20 protein-coding genes and 1 pseudogene are annotated in these 21,940 nt (G+C 33.3%); 8 read left to right on the top strand and 13 right to left on the bottom strand.

The features are described from left to right. Positions 1-140: 140 nt before the first annotated feature. On the bottom strand, positions 141-959 hold the full coding sequence (locus ACQY29_RS06995; RefSeq protein WP_428224518.1) for a DUF1338 domain-containing protein: 819 nt from the start codon (positions 957-959) through the stop codon (positions 141-143). A 199-nt stretch (positions 960-1,158) separates the two neighbouring features. Between ACQY29_RS06995 and ACQY29_RS06990 the strand changes: the two genes are divergently transcribed. Genes ACQY29_RS06990 through ACQY29_RS06980 form a run of 3 tightly spaced genes read left to right on the top strand, consistent with a single transcriptional unit; the run spans position 1,159 to position 3,368 of the window. After that, entirely contained in the window at positions 1,159-1,629 is a 471-nt protein-coding gene (locus ACQY29_RS06990) for an Lrp/AsnC family transcriptional regulator (RefSeq protein WP_428224517.1), read from the top strand. A 53-nt stretch (positions 1,630-1,682) separates the two neighbouring features. After that, complete coding sequence (locus ACQY29_RS06985; protein WP_428224516.1) at positions 1,683-2,159, top strand: DUF1761 domain-containing protein; 477 nt, start codon at positions 1,683-1,685, stop codon at positions 2,157-2,159. 39 nt (positions 2,160-2,198) lie between these two features. Next, complete coding sequence (locus ACQY29_RS06980; protein WP_428224515.1) at positions 2,199-3,368, top strand: 8-amino-7-oxononanoate synthase; 1,170 nt, start codon at positions 2,199-2,201, stop codon at positions 3,366-3,368. 39 nt (positions 3,369-3,407) lie between these two features. Here the strand turns inward: ACQY29_RS06980 and ACQY29_RS06975 are convergent, their stop codons facing one another. Further along, positions 3,408-4,661: an ABC transporter permease gene (locus ACQY29_RS06975; RefSeq protein WP_428224514.1), complete on the bottom strand. Its 1,254-nt coding sequence runs from the start codon at positions 4,659-4,661 to the stop codon at positions 3,408-3,410. Positions 4,662-4,667: 6 nt separating this feature from the next. On the opposite strand from ACQY29_RS06975, the gene ACQY29_RS06970 reads away from it, so the two are divergent. Beyond that, positions 4,668-5,888, top strand: a complete 1,221-nt coding sequence (locus ACQY29_RS06970; protein ID WP_428224513.1) for an exo-beta-N-acetylmuramidase NamZ family protein — start codon at positions 4,668-4,670, stop codon at positions 5,886-5,888. Between the two features lie 71 nt (positions 5,889-5,959). Here ACQY29_RS06970 and ACQY29_RS06965 read toward each other — a convergent pair whose 3' ends face one another. The 3 genes from ACQY29_RS06965 to ACQY29_RS06955 form a co-directional block, all read right to left on the bottom strand. Then, entirely contained in the window at positions 5,960-6,883 is a 924-nt protein-coding gene (locus ACQY29_RS06965; RefSeq protein ID WP_428224512.1) for a LamG-like jellyroll fold domain-containing protein, read from the bottom strand. Between the two features lie 115 nt (positions 6,884-6,998). Continuing rightward, positions 6,999-9,098 carry a hybrid sensor histidine kinase/response regulator transcription factor gene (locus tag ACQY29_RS06960; RefSeq protein WP_428224511.1) on the bottom strand — a complete coding sequence of 700 codons (2,100 nt, stop codon included), beginning with the start codon at positions 9,096-9,098 and terminating at the stop codon, positions 6,999-7,001. A gap of 1 nt (position 9,099) precedes the next feature. Next, positions 9,100-9,588, bottom strand: coding sequence for a YkgJ family cysteine cluster protein (locus ACQY29_RS06955; protein ID WP_428224510.1), 489 nt, complete (start codon positions 9,586-9,588; stop codon positions 9,100-9,102). Positions 9,589-9,665: 77 nt separating this feature from the next. Between ACQY29_RS06955 and ACQY29_RS06950 the strand changes: the two genes are divergently transcribed. Further along, positions 9,666-10,370: a class I SAM-dependent methyltransferase gene (locus ACQY29_RS06950; protein ID WP_428224509.1), complete on the top strand. Its 705-nt coding sequence runs from the start codon at positions 9,666-9,668 to the stop codon at positions 10,368-10,370. Positions 10,371-11,211: 841 nt separating this feature from the next. On the opposite strand, the gene ACQY29_RS06945 is transcribed toward ACQY29_RS06950, so the two are convergent. Next, positions 11,212-11,970, bottom strand: coding sequence for a DUF5995 family protein (locus ACQY29_RS06945; RefSeq protein ID WP_428224508.1), 759 nt, complete (start codon positions 11,968-11,970; stop codon positions 11,212-11,214). Between the two features lie 106 nt (positions 11,971-12,076). Between ACQY29_RS06945 and typA the strand changes: the two genes are divergently transcribed. The 3 genes and pseudogenes from typA to ACQY29_RS06930 form a co-directional block, all read left to right on the top strand. Further along, positions 12,077-13,876 (top strand): translational GTPase TypA, encoded by a 1,800-nt coding sequence (gene typA / locus ACQY29_RS06940; RefSeq protein ID WP_428224507.1) that lies wholly within the window; start codon positions 12,077-12,079, stop codon positions 13,874-13,876. A gap of 169 nt (positions 13,877-14,045) precedes the next feature. Further along, positions 14,046-15,908 carry a DUF4139 domain-containing protein gene (locus ACQY29_RS06935; RefSeq protein ID WP_428224506.1) on the top strand — a complete coding sequence of 621 codons (1,863 nt, stop codon included), beginning with the start codon at positions 14,046-14,048 and terminating at the stop codon, positions 15,906-15,908. Position 15,909: 1 nt separating this feature from the next. Continuing rightward, positions 15,910-16,002 (top strand): annotated as a pseudogene (locus ACQY29_RS06930) (hypothetical protein); the annotation flags it as partial. 147 nt (positions 16,003-16,149) lie between these two features. Here ACQY29_RS06930 and ACQY29_RS06925 read toward each other — a convergent pair. From ACQY29_RS06925 to ACQY29_RS06895, 7 genes are all read right to left on the bottom strand, one after another. Next, positions 16,150-16,629, bottom strand: coding sequence for a hypothetical protein (locus tag ACQY29_RS06925; protein ID WP_428224505.1), 480 nt, complete (start codon positions 16,627-16,629; stop codon positions 16,150-16,152). Positions 16,630-16,676: 47 nt separating this feature from the next. Then, entirely contained in the window at positions 16,677-17,234 is a 558-nt protein-coding gene (locus ACQY29_RS06920) for a hypothetical protein (protein ID WP_428224504.1), read from the bottom strand. A 761-nt stretch (positions 17,235-17,995) separates the two neighbouring features. Beyond that, positions 17,996-18,544, bottom strand: a complete 549-nt coding sequence (locus ACQY29_RS06915) for an SMI1/KNR4 family protein (RefSeq protein WP_428224503.1) — start codon at positions 18,542-18,544, stop codon at positions 17,996-17,998. A gap of 522 nt (positions 18,545-19,066) precedes the next feature. Next, on the bottom strand, positions 19,067-19,348 hold the full coding sequence (locus ACQY29_RS06910) for a DUF1272 domain-containing protein (RefSeq protein WP_428224502.1): 282 nt from the start codon (positions 19,346-19,348) through the stop codon (positions 19,067-19,069). Between the two features lie 10 nt (positions 19,349-19,358). Beyond that, the gene (locus ACQY29_RS06905) at positions 19,359-19,808 is read right to left on the bottom strand and encodes a GNAT family N-acetyltransferase (RefSeq protein WP_428224501.1); all 450 of its coding nucleotides are present in this window, start codon (positions 19,806-19,808) and stop codon (positions 19,359-19,361) included. Between the two features lie 505 nt (positions 19,809-20,313). Continuing rightward, complete coding sequence (locus ACQY29_RS06900) at positions 20,314-20,754, bottom strand: VOC family protein (protein WP_428224500.1); 441 nt, start codon at positions 20,752-20,754, stop codon at positions 20,314-20,316. Positions 20,755-20,976: 222 nt separating this feature from the next. Further along, positions 20,977-21,915, bottom strand: a complete 939-nt coding sequence (locus tag ACQY29_RS06895) for a T9SS type A sorting domain-containing protein (RefSeq protein WP_428224499.1) — start codon at positions 21,913-21,915, stop codon at positions 20,977-20,979. Positions 21,916-21,940 lie beyond the last annotated feature (25 nt).

The following is a 21,940-nucleotide window of genomic DNA, read 5'->3' as shown; positions in this document are numbered from 1 at the left end:
GTTGTAGTTAGTGTTGTTTGGCGTTGTAATTACTTCAAATTAGTTTTTTTTGGATGAGGTTTTAAATATAGTGGATTTAAAACAAAAGAGTCCTCTTATTTACACAAGAGAACTCTATTTTATGCTGATTTCTTCAAACCTTATTTTGCGTCGTTTTGAAGTTTTACGTCAGTACTCTCGAAAATCTTATCGGCAGAAGCAGCGATGAAACCCGAATATAATTCGCCATTAGCCATTGGGTAACGCAATGCAAATTCGTAGTAACAAGAAGGAATTTCTTTAGCGCCTTCATCAAAATTAACCGAAAACAAATCAGCTAAGGTACTTGATTGCTCTAATAATTCTGCTGGAGTACCTTTGATTTCTCCACCTGAAGCATTTAATTTCCAACCATTTTCTTTCAAATATTCATTTAAAGACTCTAACGTTGGGAATTTAGTTAAAGCATTTACATTAATCGTAAAGTGATTAGCACGGAAACCATAAATATACATCCAAGCTGCATATTCAGATTCTTCTAATAACGATGCATATTTTGCATACGATGTATTATTCCAAACAGCCCCTGAAATAATTAAATCTTCTTTTTCAAAAACTGAAGCATCGCAAGAATCTAATGTTTCTTTAACGGCTTGTTGCAAACCTTCAGAACATTTAGCCAATTCTAATTGAGAGATAAATACACGTGGCGCTGACTTATCTGTAGCGTGCTCGTAGTGTTTTGCATATAATTTTTTAGCTTCAAAGAAATATTCTCCTTTAGCTTCGTAACCTGCCTTAACAAAAGGTTTTTCTAAAACTGAAATATCTACACGTTTATCATCATAAGTACGGATAGCAATATGGTCATTTCCTATTTCTTCTCCTTCAGCAGCTAATAAAGCGTGAATTTTCTCAGCAGATGGAGTAATCGCAATGTATTGCTCCCATAATTTAAATAATAATTGATTCTTATCCATGGTGTTGTTTCTTTATTTTTAAATATGACACAAAATTACTACTTTTATAAGTATATTTACAACTTATGATTCAATTTATTAAAATTTGACTTTTATTACAGAATTAAAGTATCAAAATAACATTTTTATAAAGTTTAAATTATTTTAAAATATCAAAATTTCAGTTTTTAAAGAAAAACTCACAACATCTTTATCAATTATGTCACAAGGATTACACAAAATAATAGACTATGTCAACAAAAAAATCATTCAAAAATTAAGTTCCGATGGGCGTTTTGCCTTTTCAGAACTAGCCAAAGAATTAAACATTTCCAATTCTTTGGTTCACCAACGCATCAAAAAAATGCAGGATGCAGGGATTATCGATGGGTTTGCGGTCAAGTTAAACGCTAAAGCCATGGGCTACGAAACCATTACTTACACGGGTATTGCCACTAAAGAAGCGCGTTATTCTTACGCCATCGCTGAAAAATTAAAAGAGATTCCTGAGGTGGTTGAATGTCATTTTGTATCAGGAAAATATGCCTTATTTCTTAAGATTGTAGCCACCAACAACGAAGAATTTCGTAAAATTTTATATGAAAAAATCCACGTAATTGAAGGCGTAGGCAGTACCGATTCGTTTATATCATTTGGTTCTGCCTTTGAAAAAAACATTCCTGTACTTTAAAATGATTGTAAGAAATTTTATATATTTGATTACCAACCTTTAAAACAAAAATCATGGAAATCAACTTTTTACCTATCGTAGTTGCTTCTTTAGCCACGCTAGTTGTTGGATTTATTTGGTACAATCCTAAAGTTTTTGGCACCATTTGGATGAAAGAAACAGGCATGACCGAAGAAAAAGCACAACAAGGCAATATGATGAAAATTTTCGGTCTCACTATCATTTATTCATTTCTGCTAGCTTTTATGCTTGGCCCTGCAGTCAACCATGAAATTGGCGCAGCTCAAGCGGCAGGAGGCAATGCGAATGACCCTGCTTTAATTGAATTTCTAAAAGCACATCATGGCAAATTCTTATCTTTTAAACATGGTGCATTACACGGCACTATGCTAGGAATTTTCTTTGCTTTACCCGTAATAGCAATTAACAGTTTGTTTGAGCAAAAATCATGGAAATATATCGCTATCAACGCTGGTTATTGGATTGTTTCTTTAGGCATTATGGGAGCAATTATTTGCGGATGGCAGTAAAACATTAACATTTATTTATAAAACTATCGCCCTATATTTATGGGCGATTATTTTTTCATTTTGGAACACATCTCTTTTACCATTTATACAAGCATAAAGGAACTCCCCGAAAGCTGGAACACTATAGCACATGACAATGCTTTTTTGCAAACCCCTTACCTATCCGTTTTAGAAGAATCGGCACCTGTAAACATGCAGTGTTTTTACATTGCTATTTACGAAAACCAACAACACATAGGCGTTGCTTTAGCACAATACATCCAGTCGCAACATTTGGAATCTTTTGGAGACCGAGATAAATGTTTCAGAACGGCTATCCGAAATATTATCTTACGCAATTTCGCCTCCAATGTATTATTTATTGGCAACAACATGATTACTGGGCAAAACGCTTATGCTTTTAACAAACCGCTGGAATTTTCGTGTATCAGTGAGTTGTTACAACAATGTGCCGATACTTTAATTACGTATTTCAAAAAACAAAAAATAAACATTCATATTGTAACTTTCAAAGATTTTTACGAAGCCTGTAGTTCCGAATTAAAAAAACATCAATTTAAAAACATCTTCGAATTCAATGTACAACCCAATATGATTTTTGATTTGTCTCCAGAATGGAAAAACAAAGAAGATTATATTGCCGCTTTTTCAAAAAAATACCGCGACCAGTACAAACGTTCGCATAAAAAATTCGATGGCATTATTACCAAAGAATTAACATTGGAAGAAATTTTGCAGCATGAAAACAGGATTCACGACCTTTATCATTATGTTGCTAAAAATGCTCCGTTTAACACTTTCTTTTTAGCCAAACATCATTTTTCTACTTTTAAAAAACAATGTGGTGATAAATTCAAATTAGTCGGTTACTTTTTAGATGAAAAGCTAGTAGGTTTTCACACTTTATTACTCAATGGAGACTTATTGGAAACTTATTTTTTAGGCTATGACGACCATATTCAAAAAGAAAACATGTTGTATTTAAACATGCTGTACAACATGACCGAGTATGGCATAGAACACCAATTCAAAAAAATTATTTTTGGGCGCACTGCTTTAGAAATTAAAAGTTCTATTGGCGCAAAACCCGTGCTAATGTCAGGTTTTATTTACCATCGAAACAAAATTATCAATCGTTTTATTGACAAGATTTTTGCACGATTAGAACCTAAAGTAGCATGGCAACAAAGACATCCGTTTAAAGAATAGCTTAAAACGTTTTTTTACTAAACAAAATATCCATTGAAGTTACGCAAATTTAATGGCTTTGACTGGCGAAATCTTTGTGATCACATACGATGGCACTAACAAGACCAATAAACATATTAACACAGTACCAATATTAAGTAATGCAATATAAATCCAATTAATAGCTACTGGCGCAGTGGTCACATAGTAATTTTCAGGGTTAAGCTTAATTACTCCAAAATAATACTGTACAAAAAGCAACCCTATCCCTATTACATTCCCCCACAACAACCCTTTTACAATCAAATGCATAGCATTATACAAAAATATTTTTCGGATAGTCCAGTTATCAGCACCTATAGCCTTTAATATCCCTATCATTTGTGTACGCTCTAGAATTAGCACTAATAGTGCCACAACCATATTAATAGTGGCAACTAACACCATGATAAAAAGTATCACTACTATATTAAAATCGAAAAGCTTTAACCATTCAAAAATATAGTAATATTTCTGAGCTATAGTTTGTGTATCTAAAGCCTTTGTTGGATCTTCTTTATTAATGGTATTATTATATACTTCAGCTCCCTTCTCTTCAATTTGTGAAAAATCATCTATAAAAACTTCAAAAGCCCCCACTTGATCGGTTTGCCATTTATTCATTCGTTGTATATGTCGTATATCACCTAACAAATACACCGCATCAAACTCCTGAAAGCCTGAGTTATAAATACCAACAATTTTAAAAGAACGTAAGTTGGGCAGCTTATTCTCTCCTTCTTTCATAAAAAAAGTATTACACTTATCCCCCACTTTCAATTCTAACCTATTAGCTAAATATTCAGAAATAATAACTTCATTATTTAACTCTGATTTCACACTAGGCAAAGTACCAACCACCAAATATTCTTTGATATTCTCCCAATCGTATTCTTTGCCAACACCTTTAAAAACGACCCCTTCAAAAGATTTGACGGTTCTAATAATTCCTGCTTTTGAAGCTACAGCCTGTATGTGTTTTATCCCTTCAACCGCATTGAATTTGGGGTAAAAATCCTGATTTGTAGAAACCGGATTCAAACTTACCTGCGACTGATTATCATCATAATTTGAAATTAGTATGTGCCCATTGAAAGCAGATACTTTCTGGCGTATTTTTTGCTGTAGTCCTACTCCTGTACCCACGGAAACAATCATCATAATCAACCCAATAGCAATAGCGGCTATAGCAATATTGATTATTGGAGCAGAAATATTACTTTTACGTTCTTTAGTACGTATTAACCTATCAGCTATAAAAAACTCTAAATTCAACAAACAATGATTTATAAATTAGCAATCAAAAATACATTTTTATTCTTGCTTTCCACCATGATTTCGTTTGGAAATTGCAAGAAAAGTATTCACCCTTCAAAAAACAATAATCAGACTAATTCTGAACACAACAAAGTTCCAATAAAAACAGGAGCTGACAATTATGAAGCTTATTTACCGCTTTTAAAGGACAAAAAAATAGGCGTTGTCACTAATCAAACAGGCATATTGAGCAACAAAACACATTTGGTCGATTTTTTAATAGGGCAAAAATTAGCAGTTCAAAAAATATTTGCACCTGAACATGGTTTTCGAGGGACAGCTGATGCGGGAGAACATGTGATAGATGGCAAGGATACAAAAACCCAACTGCCTATTATTTCACTGTATGGCGATAACAAAAAACCTAAAAATGAACAATTAAAAGACATTAACATCATGGTTTTTGACATACAAGACGTAGGCGCAAGGTTCTATACCTACATATCAACCTTACACTATGTTATGGAAGCCTGTGCTGAAAATAACATTCCGTTAGTGGTATTAGATCGACCTAATCCGAATGGTACTATTGTTGATGGTCCCGTGTTAGAACCCGAGCATAAAAGTTTCGTAGGTATGCACCCAATACCCGTACTACACGGAATGACTATAGGTGAATATGCAAAAATGATAAATGGTGAAAAATGGTTAACGCAAGGCATACAATGTAATTTAGAGATCATCCCTTGTAAAAACTATTCCAGAAACATGGCTTATGACCTACCCGTAAAACCATCGCCCAACCTACCTAACGCACAAGCTATAAACCTTTATGCTTCATTATGTTTGTTTGAAGGTACCATAGTAAGCGTAGGAAGAGGAACAAACAAACAGTTTCAAATATACGGTTCGCCTTATCTTGAAAATCATGGTTACTCCTTTGTACCGCAACCTAATTTAGGCGCTAAAGATCCATTATGGAAAGGCAGAAAATGTTTTGGAGAAGATTTATCAAAAACAAAAAAAAACAAACAACTTGAACTTAAATGGCTTATTAAAGCACACAGAGAAGCTTCCACGGTTATGATTCCATTTTTCAATGATTTCTTTACTAAATTAGCAGGTACAAAAAAATTACAGGAACAAATCAACTCAGGGGTTTCTGAAACGGAGATTAGAAAATCTTGGGAAAGTGGCTTAACTGATTTTAAAACCATGCGAAAGAAATATTTAATTTACAACTAAGCCCCGAAAATAAAAATACCACAGAATTCAAAAAATTATTATTGCATTCTGTGGCATTTTATTTAAAACAATTACTCCTTTATCAATCTATATGTTTTTTTATTTGTCCCCTTGCAATCAAGAACTAACAGATAAACACCCGATTCTAAACTAGATACATCCATTTGATTCTTGCCTGCTAAAAACATTCCCGACAATAATTGATTCCCCATTACAGTATACAGAACATATTCTGAAGCGGTATTAACTGTGACATTTACAATACCCTTAGAAGGATTTGGAAACACATAATCTGAATTCAAAATCGAATATGCCTCATTAGTTAAGGTAGTACAAAATGGACTCCCCACCCAATCACTCAATGGATCCATACTTAAAATTTCACCATCATAATGATTAACAGATAAATCATGAATTATGGTTCGTGAACCTTCATTAAAATTGTAAGACAGATACAAACCTAACTCACCTCCTGTTAAACAAGTGTTCATATCTGCTAAAACTTCTGCATCTGAGCGAACAGTATTCCAAATTCGCACCTCATCAATAGCACCATTAAAGGTTACTTCACCTGCATTATAACCTATACCAGCACCTACACCTGAAGTATTTAAACTGATACCTGTAGCTGTTTTATCTAAATGACCATTGATGTAAATTTTTGCTATTTGAGTCGAAGCAGAATACGAAATTGCTAAATGAGTCCATTGATTAATAGCCAAATTTGTAGTTGCACTCACTGCTCCATAAAGTGCAGGTTTTTGCCCTTCTAAACCAAAATAAGGTGCATCATTACCAAATTCTAAAAGTGTTGCAAAGTTATCCATCTGATCAGCATAATTCACCCACATTTCAAATGTAAATTCACTAGGACAAACAATAGACGGGATAGCTACTTTCTGCCCACTTTTGGCAGATTCAAAATGTAATGCTGTCTGAGCCTTTGTTGTGAAAAATGAAATTAAGATCAAAATTAAAAATGTAATTTTCTTCATGTGTTTTCTATTTAATGTTCTATAAACCACAAAATTAAAAGACACAAAAGAGAACAAATAGCACTGAGCTTGCATTTGCTATTACTATTCTTGCATTTATAAATTCACAGACTAATTATTCCTTTTTAGCTAACAAAACAAACTCTGTGGGTGAGGTTGAGGTATATTCTTTAAAACATTTTGCAAAATAGGAAGGCGATGAAAACCCTGTTTCGTAAGCGATTTCAGAAACAGTAGCACTCTGATTAGCCAGTAAAATTTTAGCTTCTTCTAATCGTATATTGCGCATAAAAATACTCGTAGAGCTATTAGTCAGGGCTTTTAATTTTCTAAAAATTTGACTAGTACTTAACCCTATTTCAACAGCCAGTTCTTCAGGTCCAAAACTCGAATTTGACAAATTTTGTTTTACCACCGTGACTATCATTTTCAAAAACTTATCTTCTTTAGAATCGACAGTATCTGACTGGTAATTCGCTTGAACCACCCCTTGATATTTCTCCTGCCATTTTTTTAACAATGCTAATTTGTTCTGAATCCTGTACAGCAACTCTTTTTTATGAAAAGGCTTCGTGATGTAATCATCTGCTTGCAGCTTTAATCCTTCCACTATATCCTCCTCTTCAGCTTTAGCAGTTAACAGTAAAAAAGGGATATGCGAAGTGGTCATATCTTCTTTTAGGGTTTTTAACAACTCCAAACCGTTCATATTAGGCATCATGACATCTGATAAAATAATATCAGGCACGAGTTGAAGCGCTTTTTCCTTGCCATCTATTCCATCTACTGCTTCAATCACCTGAAATTGCTCTTCTAAAATCCCTTTCACAAAACCTCTAAGCTCCTGATTATCCTCTACTAATAATAGTACTTCTTTTGCTGTTTGAGACAGCACTGGAGTATCGGATTCAAAAGACACCATTGCCTGTTCAGAAACACTAATAGACATTGTTTCTTCCTGCAAAAAAATAGCATTTGCACTGTAATGCTGTTGCAAACAAGGCAGTTTAACCGTAAAAACACTTCCTTGTCCCACTTGACTCGTTACCGTAATTTGCCCTCCTAATGCCTGTACTAAATCTTTCACTAAAGCTAACCCAATACCGGAACTCGCTTCTAAGCCCACTTTAGAATAATAAAACTGTTCAAAAATATGTGGTAGATTAGCAGGATCAATCCCACTACCTGTATCGCTGACAACTACTTCAAGCCAATCATTAGCTTCTTGCCTCACCTTAAGCGACACCTGATCGCCCGCTACAGAAAACTTAAAAGCATTCATCAGTAGATTAGATACAATTTTATAAAAAGCATCTTCATCTATACAATATAAAGGAAGCGGTAAAGTTACAGCACTCACAAATTGAATATCCTTATGCAATGCCAAAGAATCAAAATTCAGAACTAAAGCATGCATGTATTCCTGCAAATTAACAACACTTATGGCTAGTTTTCGTTGCTTAGCATCAATCTTACTCAATTCAATAATTTGATTAACCAGTTCTAACAGTTTATTAGCATTGGATTTTATAATTTGTGAAAATCTAGATACCTCTAATTGTTCATTAGCCCCCATAATCAGGGTAAGTGGGGTTCTAATTTCGTGAGAAATATTAGCAAAAAGGCGCGATTTTAGACTATCCAGCTCTTTTAACTCAACGACTTGTTTTTCAATAACGATTTCATTTTGCTCAGCATCTTTTATAAACATCCGCATCATGAGAGTCAGAAAAACAAATGACAAAACCCCCAAGGGATTATATACCGTATGATACGCTAAATTGAAAAAAGCAAAATAGTAGCAGCCTACAGAAAAAACAAAAAAGATTCGAAAACGGTTACCCGCTAAAAAAACACCTGTGGAAACTATGGTAGCAATAAGCACTTGTATAATATCCTTAGTACTATCGACAAAGTGCATAAAAAAAAGGGTCACTATAAGCCCTAACAAAATAAATATACTGTATTTATTTTCTCTTTTTATTTTTTGGGTAAAAAACAAAAACAACAAAAAAAACAAAGAAGCACCAACAACCATAACGCTTTGGTAACTTTCTCTAAAAAAATGCCGTACACTATTAACTAAAAGAATGACACATTCTAACAAAATGGTGTAATTGAAAACTTGCGCTCTTCGCAATTCAATTTTACTGACTATACCTTGAGTATCATAGTCTCTAGCTTTTGTAAATACTCTTTTAAAAAACACAAACATTTTACAAAGGCATTTTCTTTTTCATCTCCTCGACTATATTATACACAGCAGGACAAATGGCTACATTGTTTAGGGTCAAATTTGAAATTTGATGAAACTTATTTCGATCGGTATGAGGATATTCGCGACAAGCCTTGGGACGCACCTCGTAAATCATACAATAATTTTCGGCGTCTAAAAAAGTACAAGGCACACTTTGCAATACATAATCCTTATCTTCATCTATACGCAAATACTGCTCTATAAACTGTTGCGGTTTTAATCGCAAATGCTTAGCAATACGCTCTATATCAGCATTAGTAAACAACGGACCTGTAGTTTTACAGCAATTAGCACATTGCAAGCAATCTGTACGCTTAAATTCAGCCGTATGCAAATCCTGCATGACATAATCTAAATTTTTGGGCGGTTTCTTTTTTAGCTTATCGAAATACTTTTTATTTTCGTTATGCTTATCTTTGGCTAACTTTTTTAATTGATCAAGGTTCAACTTTTTTGCTTTAAGATTCTTAAACACAAAACTAAACAACTTTGAACTTTTAAACTTGAAACTTTAAACAAAATTTAATGAAAGACCTATTCGGACAAGCCATACTGGATTATCAAACTCAAAATAACCCAGAAGATTTAATTACCGAAACTAATATTTCAGAACCTGATGAAATGGCTGTTGCTTATTTGTTTCGTTCTTATAAAGACATGCCTAAATTAGAACAAAAAGCATTACAATTGGCTCAAGGAAAAATTCTTGATGTAGGTTGTGGTGCCGGAAGTCATGCGCTATATTTACAAGAAAAGGGATTAGACATTACCGCTATAGACATATCAGCAAAAGCCATTGAAGCCTGTCAATTGAGAGGAATTCAAAATGCTAGCACCCAACACCTACTAGACTTAGAGCCAACTGCAAAATTTGACACCATCCTTTTACTCATGAATGGAACTGGTATATTCGGTTCATTGCAAGAAACTTCTAAATACTTACATAAATTAAAATCCTTACTAACCGATAAAGGACAAATCCTGATCGATTCCTCTGATATTATTTATATGTTTGACCAAGACGAAGACGGTGCGTATGAAGTTCCTGCTTCTGGTTATTATGGCGAACTTATTTTTACCCTACAGTATAAAGGACAAACAGAAAAACCTTTCCCTTGGCTTTACCTCGATTATAATACGCTCCAAAACGCTTGCCATGCCAATGGTTTACAAATTGAGCTCATTCAAGAAGGGGAACATTTTGATTATTTAGCAAAAATAACCCGCTAGATTATTTTCTTAAAAAAGATTGTTTTTGATACGAAACAAAGCGGATTGAGTTATGAGTTAGGAGTTATGAGTTAGGAGTTATGAGTTAGGAGTTATGAGTTAGGAGTTAGGAGTTAGGAGTTAGGAGTTATGAATTATGAGTTATGAGTTATGAGTTATCATACCTTTTTAACTTTAAAATTACCCACATTCAACTGTCATATGAAAAGCATTATTTGTAATCCTATAACATCATTTTGAGGATTGTCCCCTTGAGGGGACCATAGGGGTGTCTAAGAAGTGTGCTTTTTTAAAAGGAAAATTTAAAGTTAAAACGGAATCAATTATGAGTTAAGGAGTATTCGTTAGAGTTCCTACAAATCAATCCTTTTAAAGCTGATTCTCATTTTTATTTCCCCAAAATATTGATACAAGGGTGCAGGAACTTTTTGGGTGTTCCCGAAAAGCTGTTACGAGGGTGTTTGATTGTTTCGGATGTTCCCGAAAAGTTGTTGCGAGGGTGCGTGAAACTTTCGGGAAACATTGCAACTCAGATAGACAGCGTCTATCTACTAAACAGTTCTAAAATCATGAATCGGTAATTATAATACCTTTCTGAATTTTGAATTAAAAATTAAAAATTAAAACTCTTCACGCAACTTGTCCTTCTAAAATCAATAATCGTTAATCAAAAATCTGAAATTGAAATTCAGACGCTTCGTGCCTCAGCGTGACAAACTCAGCGCTGAATTAGAATTCAGAATTCAGAATTTAGAATTCAGAATTTAGAATTCAGAATTTAGAATTTAGAATTTAGAATTTAGAATTTAGAATTCAGAATTTAAAATTTAGAATTCAAAATTTAAACTCTTCCCTTCACTTGTCCTTCTAAAATCTCCATGTTTTTTCGCACTGAGCCACTTTCAAAAAACAAAACGGTGTTTACAATCCAGCGAAATAGTAGTGATGGTTTTACTAGCGCGAAACCTAACTGCTCGATTTTTTTATCTCGGCTAACGAGTAATTGGTCTTTGTTGGTACTGGCTTGATACTGCAATGCAAAATCCCAAGCGCCATCGCGGGCTAATTCTATGGTGAATTGCGCGAGTTTATCGTCCCATTTTCGAGTTAAAGGCATCAAAATTTTGAACAAAGGCGAAATCGCACCAATTTGCTGTTGTACCCCATCCACCATACTGGCTAACAAGGTATTGATGCCGTAAAAATCCTTTTTAATACCTTCTATCGAATGGCCTTCGCAAGTAAGTACGGTGGCGATGCCTAAATCTAAATTGATGTGCGCATTAATCCCTTGTAGTAAATACTGCATCACCAAGTATTTTTTTTGACTGGAAAGAAAGGCTATTTCCCAACTTTTAGTAATGGGGTGTTGGGCTTTAAAATCAAAATACGCCTTAAAATAACGGTTGGCAAAATGCACATCCAATTGTTCCATACGCGCATTGTCATCAAACTGTTTATTTTGAATTCCATCTCGCACATTGCACGTTACCTGACGGTAAAGGACTGCAAAATAGCCTAGCGGATTGTTGTTTTTCTTACAATCTTCTACAATTTGATTTAAAATTTCAATGACTTCATCAATGGTTTTTGCTTGCATAAGTTTAGTTTTTGTTAAAGAAAAGAAATCTTTTTAAACTAATCAACACTTAACGATTGAATTAGAAAAAAATAATTGTACTTTTGCACCTTCAAAAATCACACACATGGAATCAATTAGAAACATTGCAATTATCGCACACGTTGACCACGGTAAAACTACCTTGGTAGATAAGATTATGTATCATTGCCAACTTTTTAGAGAAAATGAAAACACTGGTGACTTAATCCTTGACAATAACGACTTGGAGCGTGAGCGCGGTATTACAATTACTTCTAAAAACGTATCGGTTACTTATAAAGGAACCAAAATCAACATTATCGATACTCCGGGTCACGCGGATTTCGGAGGTGAAGTAGAACGTGTATTAAACATGGCCGATGGAGTTTGCTTATTAGTAGACGCTTTTGAAGGACCAATGCCACAAACTCGTTTCGTATTACAAAAAGCAATCGATTTAGGTTTAAAACCATGTGTGGTTATCAACAAAGTAGATAAAGAAAACTGTACTCCTGAAGAAGTACACGAAAAAGTTTTCGACTTAATGTTCGAATTAGGAGCAACAGAAGCACAGTTAGACTTCCCAGCGGTTTACGGTTCAGCTAAAAACAACTGGATGAGTGAAGATTGGAAAGTGCAAACTGAAAACATTGAACCTTTATTAGATATGGTACTAAACAATGTACCTGCTCCTAAAGTATCTGAAGGAACTCCACAAATGTTGATTACTTCATTAGACTTCTCTTCATTTACTGGTCGTATAGCAATTGGTCGTTTACAACGTGGTGAATTACGTGAAGGAATGAACGTTTCGCTAGTAAAACGCGATGGTTCAATTTCTAAATGTAAAATTAAAGAATTGCATACTTTTGAAGGATTAGGTCGTAAAAAAGTAGAAGTTGTAAAAGCTGGTGACATATGTGCATTAGTAGGATTAGAAGGATTTGAAATTGGCGATACTGTTGCAGATTTTGAAAACCCTGAAGCTTTAGCATCTATTGCTATCGATGAACCTACGATGAGTATGTTATTTACTATTAACGACTCACCTTTCTTTGGTAAAGAAGGAAAATTTGTAACCTCTCGTCACATTAAAGATAGATTAGCAAAAGAATTAGAAAAAAACTTAGCACTTCGTGTGAGTGAAACTGATTCTGCTGATAAATTCATGGTGTTTGGTCGTGGTGTATTACACTTATCAGTATTAATTGAAACCATGCGTCGTGAAGGATATGAATTACAAATTGGTCAGCCACAGGTAATCATCAAAGAAATTGATGGTGTAAAATGTGAACCAATTGAAGAATTGACAATTGACTTACCAGAACACGTATCAGGAAGAGCGGTTGAGTTTGTATCTGTACGTAAAGGCGAAATGCTTTCTATGGAAGGAAAAGGAGAGCGTATGATTATTAAATTCAATATTCCATCACGTGGTATCATTGGCTTAAGAAATCAATTATTAACTGCTACAGCGGGTGAAGCAATTATGGCACACCGTTTTATAGGGTACGAACCTTTCAAAGGGGAAATTGCTGGTCGTATAAATGGTTCGTTAATTTCTATGGAAAACGGAAAAGCAATTCCTTATTCTATCAATAAATTACAAGATCGTGGTAAATTCTTTGTTGATCCGAATGAAGACATTTATGAAGGACAGGTTGTTGGAGAAAACTCTCGTGGAGATGATATGACTATTAATATCACCAAAACAAAACAATTAACGAATTTCCGTTCAGCTGGTGCTGATGATAAAAATAAAATTGTACCTGCAATTAAATTCTCATTAGAAGAAGCATTAGAATACATCCAAAAAGATGAGTATGTTGAGGTAACACCTAAATCGTTACGTTTACGTAAAATCTACTTGAGTGAAAATGACAGAAAGCGTAACAAAATCGCTTAAAAATAGAAACCTCCCGAATGGGAGGTTTTTTTATGTTTTTCTGTGAAAACTTTAAAAAGTAAGCATAGCGATATTTACAGTTGTCAAAATCTATTTCAGTTTTTTATTACTTCTTAAAAGTTGTATAAAACCTGTAAACATTGTATTTTTCATCCATAAAATAGAATCAATGAAAAAAATATTTTCCTTTTTTTTAGCGTTAATTTCATTTTTTGCATTTAGTAATGAAATAAAAATTAAATCTTCCATTAAAGAAGTAATTGTCTATACGTCAGGCGCACAAGTTTATGCCGAGTCTACAACGACGATTCCAAAAGGGAATAGTGTTGTACGTATTACCGATTTATCCAAATATATTAATCAAAATACGATTCAAATAAGTGGCTTGAAAGATATTTCTGTACTTTCAGTAGGTTACGAGGTTGTGTTTTATCCTAAAAAAAATACGTCCGACAAGATTGCTAGTCTTCAGAATGAAATCGATTTAAAAACTAGAGAAGCGGTATTACTCGAAAGTAAAATTAAAGGATTAGAAGAAGAAGAATCTATTTTGACTCAAAACAAAGTTTTGAGCAGTGCCCAACAAACAGTTACTATGGAGAAAATTTTAATTCATAGCAAGCATTATAGAGAACGTATTCCTTTACTAAAAATGGAAATATTTGATATTTCTAAAAAAATTGCTGAATTAAAAAAAGAACTATCCGCAATGCATTTAGAAATGGCAAAATTTGATAAAGAGGAAAAAGAACAAAAAGGGGAAATCATTTTAAAGCTTTTCAATCCTAATGAAGCCGCTCAGTTAAACTTAAATATTAAATACAATACTGAAAATGCTGGTTGGGTGCCTTCTTATGAAATTAAAGCTAAAAACACTAAAGACGCCTTACAGTTTGCTTATAAAGCACAAGTATATCAAACAACAGGCGAAGATTGGAATAATGTTAAACTAACCTTGTCTACTGCTAACCCTAACACAAACAATGAGAAGCCTATAGTAAATAGTCATTATTTAAATTTTACGAATTACAATAACAATCAAAATTATAGCTATACCCCAAAGAACTATAGTTACAATCCACTTGTAAAAACGGTTACAGGAGTAGTCTCTGACAGTTCAGGACCATTGCCTGGAGCTAATGTTTATATAAGAGGTACTAACAAAGGCGTAAGCACTGGTTTTAACGGAAGCTACTCCATATCTATTGAAAATGGGCAGGAATTGGTTTACTCCTTTTTAGGAATGAAAGAAGAAATTCTTCCTGTTTATAATAGCGTAATGAATGTTACTCTAAAAGATGACGCTAAAAACCTTCAAGAGGTAGTTGTAACAGCTTATAACGTCAAAAAGAATAAAAACAAAGTAGAGGAGGAAGATGATGAACCAGAGGTGAAAAACAAAATCACTGAGGAAAAAGAGGTGATTATTAACGCAGTGCTTTTTAAAATCAATAAAAATTACACGATTCCTACTAATGAAACTCCTTCCTTAATTGAAATTGACAATTTTAGTATTCCTGCCGAATTTGAGTATTTCACAGCTCCTATACTGAGCGAAAATGTATTTTTGACTGCTAAAATTAAGAACTGGGCAAAATATGATTTGCTTCCGGGTGAAGCCAGTATATATACAGAAGGGAGTTATGCAGGAAGAGCTTTCCTGAATCCTTATCAAACCGAAGAGGAAATGATTATTTCGATGGGGATCGATAATAATTTGTTAGTAGAACGTAAGCAGATTAAAGATTTGAAGAGTAAATCGTTTTTTGGTAGTACTCGTGTTTTGAATAAGAATTATGAAATTTCTGTTCGAAATAACAAGTCTATAGAGGTAGCGGTTAAAATTTACGACCGAGTGCCAGTTGCTCAAAACAAAGAAATAAAGGTAGAATCGATTGCTTTAGACAATGCCGAATACAATGAAGAAACGGGTATATTGAATTGGAAATCAAGCATTCCATCCAAGGGGCTTGTAAAAAAGCACTTATCGTTTGAAATAAAATACCCAAGAGATAAAAAGATTAATTTTTAAAGAAGATGAGTATGTTGAGGTAACCCCTAAATCGTTACGTTTACGCAAAATCTACTTGGATGAAAATGACAGAAAGCGTAACAAAATCGCTTAAAAATAAGAACCTCCCGAATGGGAGGTTTTTTATGGGGTAAAGAGTTTGGCTTTATTTAAGAAAAGGGAACTAAATTTAAAGTTTTCAATGGTTCCGTTCAACAGAGGTTTCATTGTTGGTGCTCCGCACGCAACGAAACCTTAGCTGTTAGCTGTAGTTTTTGAAATATTCGGTAATTTCCTTTTTTAATTCTGCAAACTTTTTAAACTCTTCTTTTGCGCTTTTGGTTTTAATTTCACCAGCTGAATTCATAACTTCAAGTCTGTCAGGCATTCTTTTAAGTGATGTTTTTCCGTCTATTTTTTCTGCCTTGAAAAGTGGAATGATTGGAATATGAGCAAATGAATTTCTAATTGAAGACATTTCTTGAATTTTAGAAATTATTTTACTGTCAAACTTTTTAATATTCCTCAATATTTTTAGTTTAGCACCAGTTGAAATTACAGATGAATTAAGCATGATTTTTTTAAAATTTTTAGAGTCCTTCGGATTAAAATAGTTAACAATTGCGTTATCCATTTTTTCTTCAATAAAATTCATGCTGTTAATTACCCATCCTCTTGCTTCTTCTAAATTATATTCCGATAAATCTTCTTTGTAAGTTCTCTTAAAATATTCGGATTCCATAAAAGTGTTTTTAAGTTATTTTGCTTTGAAAAGAATAAAAATGATTGCTATATAAATTTGATTTTATCAGGAATTATTTTATGTATGTTTCCTTCTTCATCTTCTATAATTGCGATAATCATTTCTTTATAACCTCCATTTCCACCTGTGAGAAAAACATGATTACCAAATGAATGAAAATATCCTTCAAAAGTTTTTTCTATATTATAAGTAATCCCCGTTATATGAGAATGGGGTAGAACTTTAACCTTTCTTAAAAAGATATTTTTTTCTGATTCCATGTAGATATAATTTTCTATTATTTGATCTGGAGGGAATTTGAAACCTTTTAACTGTTGTTTTAAAATATAGTAAACATCATTTGGAATTCTAGTACCACTATATCCATCATGGCCACTTCCATCTGCATTCATTGAAAATATTTGGTTGTCTTTTTTATATACATGTATATGGTATTGTCCTTTATTGTTACGAGGTTGATGTTTTTTATAAGAATAAGCTCCAGTTATTTTTGTTCCTTTATCTTTTTGTTCTAATATCAACTGTTGTTCAATTTCATGGAGAAATATTAATACTTTATCATCTTTGTAAAAAGGGTCTTTCATGTTTTTGAGGATTAAAATTACAGCTAACTCACATATATGCGCACCTTCATACTCTTTTTACATATCTTTAATCAAAGCCCTCGAGCTTCTTAAGAAGTTCCGTAGCTTTTAGTTTGTTACCGCTAAGCTATAAAAATAAAAAATAGGATGGTTACGGAAATCCGTAAAAAAATGTTTTTTTGATGTTTGTTAGAGAGCTTTTTAAACGTGTCGTAAAACACATTTGTGAGCACTTTTTCAAAAAAATACAGTTTCTCACAAGCTTGTGAGATTTTTTCCGTGAGATTTTATTTTCTCACTATATTTTTCTAACAAGTTTGGAGCATAATGCATTAATGTTTACAAACTGCCACTACATTATACTATTTTAATACCATTTGAACTTAAAAAATACTGGATTATACTGTTTTAACTTTAAATTTACTGCAAGCAAAAACATCTTTAAAAACATTAAGGAATTAAGAAAATTTAGAAATAATTTAACGATTTAAATGACTAATTTAAAACGGTAATTTCAAAACTTAAATGGTATAACTTTAAATTTTCCTTTTAAAAAACAATCCTTTGACACCCCTATGGTCCCCTCAAGGGGACAATCCTCAAAATTATGTTATTGGACTATAAATAATGCTTTTCATAAGATATTTGAAAGTTGGTAATTTCAACGTTAAAATGGCAGTACAAACATATAACTAACTCCTCTGCACAGTTTTTCGGAGGACATGGGGATTCGTGCTCCGCATGCAACGAAACCTTAGCTATTAACTGTTGTTTTTATTGGCTTCTATATTAGTCATTAGATCGTAAAAGTCCTTATATACGTCATTTACATCTTCTGCCATTTCGTGATCCCATAATACGATTGGATAATTGTTGTTATCTTTGTTTCTGTTTGTATCAAAACATAGTAAACCCCAATCACTCCAATTTGCAAATGGAATATATCCTATTTCAATTAAATATTCAGTTGGATAACCATCAAAAATCATTTCTGATTGTTTTGCTCTCCAAATATTTATAGGATGACTACAAAATGAAACTTCAGAAATTTGAAGTTCATAAAAATGTTTGTGCTTTAAAAATACTTTATAGTCAAATGGTAATTTGTGACCAAGTTGAGTTTCAAATTCTTCAATTTCAGCATCTGACACTTTACTTTCAATTGGCAGCCAAGTTTGATATTCTTTTTCTTTTTTGTTGTTTGGATGAGACATTTCCTCCTCAATTTTGATTGGTAATTCATTTAGACCTATCTCTAACCAGTGTTTTAAATTAGTATCAATTATTGATTTTATAATATCGGTTTTCATAAATATCGGTTTTCTAAAATAACAGTTAACGCCCAAATACACGCAAGTTGCTATTTATTTTACGCAATTTGAAAGTTCTTAATTATTCAAAGCCCACCCGAGCTTCTTCTGAAGTTCTGTAGCTTTTAGTTTGTTTCTGCTAAGCTATAAAAATAAAAAATAGGATGGTTACGGAAATCCGTAAAAGTTGTTTTTTTTTATGTTTGTTTGAGAGGTTTTTAAACGTGTCGTAAAACCTATTTGTGAGAACTTTTTCAAAAAAATACAGTTTCTCACAAGCTTGTGAGATTTTTTCCGTGAGATTTTATTTTCTCACTATATTTTTCTAACAAGTTTGGAGCATAATGCATTAATGTTTAGAAACTGCCACTACATTATACTATTTTGAGCTATTGAGGTTTAGCCTCTACTCTATTTATACTCTTGAAGCTTCAAAGATGCAGTAATAAAGCATGATGTTCACGAAACGTTTTCCCACCAAAAGCTACCGCATTAACGGAAATTTCTGCGGTATTAGGTTGTTTATCTTTTTCGAGGGTCAATGTTTTTATTTGCTTCTAAAAATTCATTATGCGCTATGGGTTTAAATACTCGGTCAGCCCTCATAGGAAATTTATCCAATTGCTTATGTGGTCGTGTGGGTCTTTTTTCAAAACCTCCCCCGCAATTTGGACATACGTTTTCTAATACATTTGTTACACAATCCTTACAAAAAGTACATTCGTAGGTGCAAATCATTGCTTCGTTTGAGTCGTTTGGCAAATCCTTGTTACAGTTTTCGCAATTCTGTCTAATTTCTAACATTTCAATTCAGTTAAGCGTTATCCCAAGTGTAGTAATTATGTTCTTTGTCTAATGAAAACCCAACCTTTGGATACAATTCATTCCCCACAGTATTTGTTTTTGCGGTTTCTAAAATTAGTCCACAAGCATTGGTTTGCTTACAGAGCTCCTTAGCATTTTCAATTAATAGTTTTGAAATGCCTTTACCTCTATGCGCAACAGGTACAAATAAGTCGTTTAAAAGCCAAAGGCGTTGCATTCTAGTCGAAGAAAACAAGGGATATAATTGTACAAATCCCACTAAGTGGTTGTCTTGTGTTTCAGCAACAAAGATTTCTGAATCACCTAATTTTAATCTTTCAGCCAAAAAATCCGCTGCTTTTTGTTTGTCGGATTCCTTTTCATAAAACACTCGGTATTGGTCAAACAATTCAGCTACCAATTTTAAATCTACTAGCGTTGCTTTTCTAATTTTTGTCATTTTATGCAGGGTTCAGTTTTAGTTGTTTTGGGGTAAATATTCTCTTTTTGAAAAGTATATTAAAAATTACACAATTTACCTCAAAACTATGCAAAAAAATACGTAACTATTCAGCCATTTATTTTTTAAGCCACGAATTACACAAATTTGCACAAATTCTTCACCATAATGTAACCGAATGAAAAACATTATATTTAAATAAGCACAAATAACCGAGTTTTTGCACGGGTCAGAATTAGTGTAATACCATTTAAGTTTTGAAATTATCTTTTTAATTTAGTCATTAAATTCATTAGATTGTTTCTAAATTTTCTTAATTGCTTAATGGTTTTAAAGATATTTTTACTAGCAGTAAATTTAAAGTTAAAACAGTATAATTTAAACGTAAGCTTATTTTAAATCTAATAATTCGCGCATATTTGTGTAATTCGTGACAAAAAAGAATGAGTGTTTGTAGCTGAATAGTTACAAAAATACTAATGAAAAAAAGCGGTTCTATTCCTACTTATAACTGCCCCTTATATTCAGGATCAAAATCAATCATCCATTCAATGCCATATACATCGCGAAACATACCAAAATAGGTTCCCCAAGGACTTAATGCTATAGGCATTTCTATTTGACCTCCTACTGAGAGCCCTTTGAATAATTTATCCGCTTCGGTCTTGCTTTGTGCTGCAATCGCTATTTTGCTTCGCGTTTCATTTTCTTGATGCGTTCCTAATGCACTGGGGGTATCGCTTCCCATCAGCACATCATGAGCACCAATAGGCAAGGCTATATGCATGATTTTTTCAGCTTCCTCAACTCCAAATGGGCTTTCGGGTACATTTAAATCTTTAAAACGCATAAGTTTTGTAAATTCACCTCCAAAAACCGATCGATAAAAAGTAAATGCTTCTTCTGCATTCCCGTTAAAATGTATATACGGATTTATTCGTGCCATATCTCTTTATTTAATGATTAATTACTATTAGTTCCTAAAAATCCACTTTCCTTCGAGTGGTGTTCACTTAAAACACCTCCCTAGGAGAGGCTACTCATTCCTATTTAGAATAAAGATAGGAATTTTTAAATTTAAGAAACTGTATTTCAACCTTTCATAACGTAAAAAAAAAGAGGCTGTTTACACAACAACCTCTCTTCTTATTTATTTTAGGAAATACGATTAGTTTTTCACTATTTTTTTAGTCGCAATACCCGATGGACTTTGAATCGTCATCATATACATCCCTTCAGTCAAATCTTCTAACGAAATCACCTCAACATTGCCTGAAATCGTTTTTACCACTCTACCGTTAAGGTCGGAAATTTTAACATTAGAAATTTCAAAATCACTTCCTTTTGAAATACGAATCTGGTCTTTTGCTGGATTTGGTAAAACAGAAAACTGAGAAGCTAAGACTTCGTTATTACTCAAAGTAGCTGCCGTAATTTGGAAATCATCAACCATCAACATCATTCGATCAGGAGAAACATATTGTATACCCACACGAATTTTTTGACCATCGTATGCGGATAAATTTTGTACTCTTTCTTCCCAAACTCCAAAGGGTGCCGATAAAGCATTAGCACCAGAAATTATCGTAAAATCTGTGGCTGCTGTAGGCGTACCAGTCCCTACATAAACCCCTATTTTGTAATCTTCAATACCATAAGCATCTGTCAGGGATTTCACCCACAAACTTAAAGCGCTTCCTGTCGCACCAGTCAAATTAATCACAGGGCTAATTAACCAGTCGTTGTTTACATTTGCCGTTTGACCATTAGACAAGGGTACTCCCCCCCAAGCTCCCATATATTTAACTCCAGATTTTGGATCAAAATTTCGAACCTCATCACCTGTGGTAGCATTTGAAACACCTGCCACAGCGGGATTAAAAACTTGAAAAGCCATAGGTGCGTATGCATTGTTCCAAGTATACAAAGACCCATCAGGCAATCCAGTTGTATAAGTATCTAATAAATCTAAATCTAAGGTTTGCCAGTTACCGATTCCTGAAATTGCAAAATCAGTATAACTTTCAAAATCATCCTGAAAAACCACTTGCTGGGAATATCCCAAACTCACAGCAAATAAACATATTGATAGTAATTTTCGTTTCATAATGTATTTTTATAATTTGGACGAC

Origin of the sequence: Flavobacterium sp. (genome assembly GCF_965262375.1) — a bacterium.
Lineage (GTDB): Bacteria > Bacteroidota > Bacteroidia > Flavobacteriales > Flavobacteriaceae > Flavobacterium.
The sequence above is the reverse complement of the archived record's forward strand: the minus strand, read 5'-3'. Positions and strand labels throughout refer to the sequence as shown.